Source organism: Stenotrophomonas sp. NPDC077461 (assembly GCF_049545475.1).
Lineage (GTDB): Bacteria > Pseudomonadota > Gammaproteobacteria > Xanthomonadales > Xanthomonadaceae > Stenotrophomonas > Stenotrophomonas nematodicola.
Genome location: NZ_JBMWDO010000016.1, coordinates 1 through 4,527, shown reverse-complemented (window position 1 = coordinate 4,527; position 4,527 = coordinate 1). Strand labels below are relative to the sequence as shown.

Sequence of the window (4,527 nt, the reverse complement as noted above, 5' to 3'; positions counted from 1 at the left end):
CTGAAGTGGCTGGTACCACCAAGAAGTCGAAGAAGCAGTAGGGCGGCGGCGCGCGTCAGGGCGCACTGACGGCTCCGAGCTTCGTCGGCGGCGGTGTCACCTTCGCGGCCAAGCCGCGCAGCTTCGAGCAGAAGGTCAACCGTAAGCAGTACCGTGCAGCCATGTGCGCGATCCTGTCCGAGCTGAACCGCCAGGGCCGTCTGACGATCGTGGAGTCCTTCGATGTCGAAGCGACCAACACCAAGTCGTTGATCGCCAAGCTGGCCGGCCTGGAAGTGGGCAAGCGTCCGCTGATCGTCACCGAAGAGGCTTCCGAGCACCTGTACCTGTCGGCACGCAACATTCCCTACGTGGAAGTGCGTGACGTCCAGGGTCTGGACCCGGTGTCGCTGGTGGGTGCCGACACGGTCGTCATCACCGCTGACGCGGTCAAGAAGGTCGAGGAGTGGCTGGCATGAACGCCAACGAGAAAATCTTCAGCGTTCTTCGCGCTCCGCGAGTCTCCGAAAAGACCGCGCGCCTGCAGGAACATTCCAACCAGTATGTCTTTGAAGTGTCGAACGAAGCGACCAAGGCCGATGTAAAGGCCGCGGTTGAGCAGCTGTTCGATGTCAAGGTCGAGTCGGTCAACGTGCTGAACGTGAAGGGCAAGAACAAGTCCTTCCGTAACCGCAACGGCCGCCGCGGCGATTGGCGCAAGGCATACGTGCGTCTCGCCGATGGCCAGTCCATCGATGTAACGGCCAAGGCCTGAGGTACATCCCATGCCATTGATGAAATTCAAGCCCACTTCCCCCGGCCGTCGTTCGGCCGTGCGCGTGGTTACGCCCGATCTGCACAAGGGCGCACCGCACGCAGCGTTGCTGGAGCCGCAGAGCAAGTCGGGTGGTCGTAACCACCACGGCCGTATCACCACCCGTCACGTTGGTGGTGGCCACAAGCAGCACTACCGCGTCATCGACTTCAAGCGCAACAAGGAAGGCATTCCGGCGCGCGTGGAACGCATCGAATACGATCCGAACCGCACCGCCCACATCGCCCTGCTGTGCTACGTCGACGGCGAGCGTCGCTACATCATCGCACCGAAGGGCCTGAAGGCCGGTGACCAGGTGATCGCGGGCTCGGATGCGCCGATCAAGACCGGCAACACCCTGCCGCTGCGCAACATCCCGGTCGGTACCACTGTCCACGGCATCGAACTGAAGCCGGGCAAGGGTGCCCAGATCGCGCGTGCCGCCGGCGCCGCCGTGCAGCTCGTCGCTCGTGAAGGCATCTACGCCACCCTGCGCCTGCGCTCGGGTGAAATGCGCAAGGTGCCGGTCGAGTGCCGCGCCACCATCGGTGAAGTCGGTAACGACGAGCACAACCTGGAAAAGCTGGGCAAGGCTGGCGCCAAGCGCTGGCGCGGTGTCCGCCCGACCGTTCGTGGTGCTGCCATGAACCCGGTTGACCATCCGCACGGCGGTGGTGAGGCGAAGGCCGGCCAGGGTAACCCGCATCCGGTCACCCCGTGGGGTGTCCCGACCAAGGGCTACAAGACGCGCCATAACAAGCGCACCCAGCAATTCATCGTCCGCGATCGTAGGGGCTAATCGACCATGGCACGTTCACTCAAGAAGGGCCCGTTCGTCGATCACCACCTCGTCAAGAAGGTGGAGGCCGCTGCGGGTAGCAAGAAGCCGATCAAGACCTGGTCGCGCCGTTCGATGATCCTGCCGGAAATGGTAGGCATCACCATCGCCGTTCACAACGGTAAGAACCACGTTCCGGTGCTCGTCAACGAGAACATGGTCGGCCACAAGCTCGGCGAATTTGCCATCACCCGGACCTTCAAGGGTCACGGTGGTGACAAGAAGTCGGGCAAGTAAGGAGAGATGACAATGGAAGCGAAAGCAATCCTGCGCTCCGCGCGCATCTCTGCGCAGAAAGCCCGTCTGGTCGCTGACCAGGTGCGCGGCCTGCCGGCCGAGCGTGCGGTCAACCTGCTGAAGTTCTCGGACAAGAAGGCTGCCCACCTGATCAAGAAGGTGGTGGAGTCGGCTATTGCCAATGCCGAGAACAACCAGGGCGCCGACGTCGACGAGCTGAAGGTTCAGACCATCATGGTAGATGAAGGTCCGACCCTGAAGCGTTTCATGGCGCGGGCGAAAGGCCGCGGCACCCGCATCCTCAAGCGCACCAGCCACATCACTGTGGTTGTGGGCGCCGGCAAGTAAGCGGAAAGGAAAACACCATGGGTCATAAAGTTCATCCGATTGGTATCCGCCTCGGCATTTCCAAGGACTGGAACTCCAAGTGGTACGCCAACAAGGCCGAGTTCGCTGGTTACCTGGCGGCCGACCTGAAGGTGCGGGACATGCTGCGCAAGAAGCTCGCGCAGGCCGGCATCAGCAAGATCCTGATCGAGCGTCCGGCCAAGACCGCTCGCGTGACGATTCACACCGCCCGTCCGGGCGTGGTGATCGGCAAGCGCGGTGAGGACATCGAGAAGCTGCGCAAGGAAGTGAGCGAAATGATGGGCGTCCCGGCGCACATCAACGTCACCGAAGTGCGCAAGCCCGAGCTGGACGCGCAGCTGGTTGCCGAGTCGATCGCGCAGCAGCTGGAGCGTCGCATCATGTTCCGCCGTGCAATGAAGCGCTCGGTCGGCAACGCGATGCGTCTGGGTGCCCTGGGCATCAAGGTCAACGTCGGTGGCCGCCTCAACGGTGCTGAAATCGCCCGTTCGGAGTGGTACCGCGAAGGCCGCGTGCCGCTGCACACGCTGCGTGCCGACATCGACTATGGCTTCGCTGAAGCCAAGACGACCTACGGCATCATCGGCATCAAGGTCTGGATCTACAAGGGCGAGGTTTTCGATTTCTCCCAGGTTGGCCAGGAAAAGCAGGACGACTCCCCGCGCAACGATCGTAACGATCGCGGCGACCGTGGTGACCGTCAGCGCCCGGCCCGTGAAGCGAGGTAACGACAATGTTGCAACCCAAGCGAACCAAGTACCGCAAGGTACACAAGGGCCGTAACGATGGCCTGAGCTGGAGCGCCAACGCTGTCAGCTTCGGCGAGTACGGCCTGAAGGCAACCGCTCATGGTCAGCTGACCGCGCGTCAGATCGAAGCGGCTCGCCGTTCGATCAGCCGCTACGTCAAGCGCGGCGGCAAGATGTGGATCCGAGTGTTCCCCGACAAGCCGATCACCAAGAAGCCCATCGAAGTCCGAATGGGTTCTGGTAAGGGCAACGTGGAGTACTGGGTCGCCCAGATCCAGCCCGGCCGCATGATCTATGAAATTGAAGGTGTGGATGAAAGCGTGGCTCGCGAGGCGTTCCGCCTGGCAGCTGCCAAGCTCTCCGTGACCACCACCTTCGTGACCCGGACGGTGATGTAATGGATATCAAACAACTTCGCGAAAAGTCGGCTGACGATCTGAAGGCCCACCTGACCGACCTGCGTAAGGAGCAGTTCTCGCTCCGTATGCAGCAGGTTACCGGCCAGCTGCCGAAGACTCACGAAACCCGCCGGGTCCGCCGCGAGATTGCTCGCGTCAAGACCCTGCTCGGCAGCACCAAGTAAGGATGGCCGCGATGAGCGACAATACTGAAAACAAGACGCTGCGCACGGTCGAAGGCCGTGTCGTCAGCAACAAGATGGACAAGACGGTCACCGTGTTGGTGGAACGCCTGGTCAAGCACGCCCTGTACGGCAAGTACATCAAGCGTTCGACCAAGCTGCACGCCCACGACGCCGACAATGCCTGCAACGAAGGCGATGTCGTCCGCGTGACCGAGATTGCTCCGATGTCCAAGACCAAGAACTGGCGCGTGGTGGAAGTCATCACGCGTGCGGCTGAATAAGGAGATCTGAATCATGATCCAGATGCAGAGCTACCTCGAGGTCGCGGACAATTCCGGTGCCAAGGAAGTGATGTGCATCAAGGTGCTGGGCGGCTCCAAGCGTCGCTACGCCCACATCGGTGACATCATCAAGGTCACCGTGAAGGATGCGATCCCGCGCGGCAAGGTCAAGAAGGGTGAAGTGTTCGACGCCGTCGTGGTGCGTACCCGCAAGGGTGTGCGTCGCGCCGACGGTTCGCTGATCCGTTTTGACGCCAACGCCGCGGTCCTGCTCAACAACAAGCAAGAGCCGATCGGCACCCGCATCTTCGGACCGGTGACGCGTGAACTTCGTTCCGAGAAGTTCATGAAGATCGTCTCGCTCGCTCCCGAAGTGCTGTAAGGAGTAGCCGCATGCAAAAGATTCGTCGCAACGACGAGATCATCGTCATCGCCGGCAAAGACAAGGGCAAGCGCGGTAAGGTGCTCAAGGTGCTCGCTGACGACCGTCTGGTCGTCGGTGGGATCAACCTCGTCAAGCGCCATACCAAGCCGAACCCGATGTCCGGCGTTCAGGGCGGTATCGTCGAGAAAGAGGCGCCTTTGCACGTCTCTAACGTCGCCATTTTCAACGGCGAAACCAACAAGGCAGACCGTGTTGGCTTCAAGGTTGAAGAAGGCAAGAAAATTCGTGTCTT

Annotated in this window: 10 protein-coding genes and 1 pseudogene; all 11 read left to right on the top strand. The window is 61.3% G+C overall.

The features are described 5' to 3' along the window. Positions 1 to 458, top strand: a pseudogene (rplD, locus tag ACPEH8_RS19285) (50S ribosomal protein L4); the annotation flags it as partial. Next, a complete protein-coding gene (rplW, locus tag ACPEH8_RS19280) occupies positions 455 to 754 on the top strand; it encodes a 50S ribosomal protein L23 (RefSeq protein WP_017355407.1) in 300 nt (99 codons plus the stop codon). The pseudogene rplD and the gene rplW, both read left to right, overlap by 4 nt. 10 nt (positions 755 to 764) lie before the next feature. Beyond that, entirely contained in the window at positions 765 to 1,592 is an 828-nt protein-coding gene (gene rplB / locus ACPEH8_RS19275; RefSeq protein ID WP_017355408.1) for a 50S ribosomal protein L2, read from the top strand. 6 nt (positions 1,593 to 1,598) lie between these two features. Beyond that, positions 1,599 to 1,868 carry a 30S ribosomal protein S19 gene (gene rpsS, locus ACPEH8_RS19270; protein WP_017355409.1) on the top strand — a complete coding sequence of 90 codons (270 nt, stop codon included), beginning with the start codon at positions 1,599 to 1,601 and terminating at the stop codon, positions 1,866 to 1,868. A gap of 12 nt (positions 1,869 to 1,880) precedes the next feature. Next, positions 1,881 to 2,216 carry a 50S ribosomal protein L22 gene (gene rplV / locus ACPEH8_RS19265; RefSeq protein ID WP_017355410.1) on the top strand — a complete coding sequence of 112 codons (336 nt, stop codon included), beginning with the start codon at positions 1,881 to 1,883 and terminating at the stop codon, positions 2,214 to 2,216. 17 nt (positions 2,217 to 2,233) lie between these two features. Further along, positions 2,234 to 2,965 carry a 30S ribosomal protein S3 gene (gene rpsC / locus ACPEH8_RS19260; protein WP_017355411.1) on the top strand — a complete coding sequence of 244 codons (732 nt, stop codon included), beginning with the start codon at positions 2,234 to 2,236 and terminating at the stop codon, positions 2,963 to 2,965. Between the two features lie 5 nt (positions 2,966 to 2,970). Next, positions 2,971 to 3,384, top strand: coding sequence for a 50S ribosomal protein L16 (gene rplP, locus ACPEH8_RS19255; RefSeq protein WP_017355412.1), 414 nt, complete (start codon positions 2,971 to 2,973; stop codon positions 3,382 to 3,384). Beyond that, a complete protein-coding gene (gene rpmC / locus ACPEH8_RS19250) occupies positions 3,384 to 3,569 on the top strand; it encodes a 50S ribosomal protein L29 (RefSeq protein ID WP_017355413.1) in 186 nt (61 codons plus the stop codon). Before rplP ends, rpmC begins: the two co-directional genes overlap by 1 nt. A gap of 11 nt (positions 3,570 to 3,580) precedes the next feature. Further along, positions 3,581 to 3,850 (top strand): 30S ribosomal protein S17, encoded by a 270-nt coding sequence (gene rpsQ, locus ACPEH8_RS19245; protein WP_017355414.1) that lies wholly within the window; start codon positions 3,581 to 3,583, stop codon positions 3,848 to 3,850. 13 nt (positions 3,851 to 3,863) lie between these two features. Further along, positions 3,864 to 4,232, top strand: coding sequence for a 50S ribosomal protein L14 (gene rplN / locus ACPEH8_RS19240; RefSeq protein ID WP_017355415.1), 369 nt, complete (start codon positions 3,864 to 3,866; stop codon positions 4,230 to 4,232). Positions 4,233 to 4,243: 11 nt separating this feature from the next. After that, the coding region (rplX, locus tag ACPEH8_RS19235; RefSeq protein WP_423667873.1) for a 50S ribosomal protein L24 at positions 4,244 to 4,527 on the top strand (284 nt) is incomplete at its 3' end.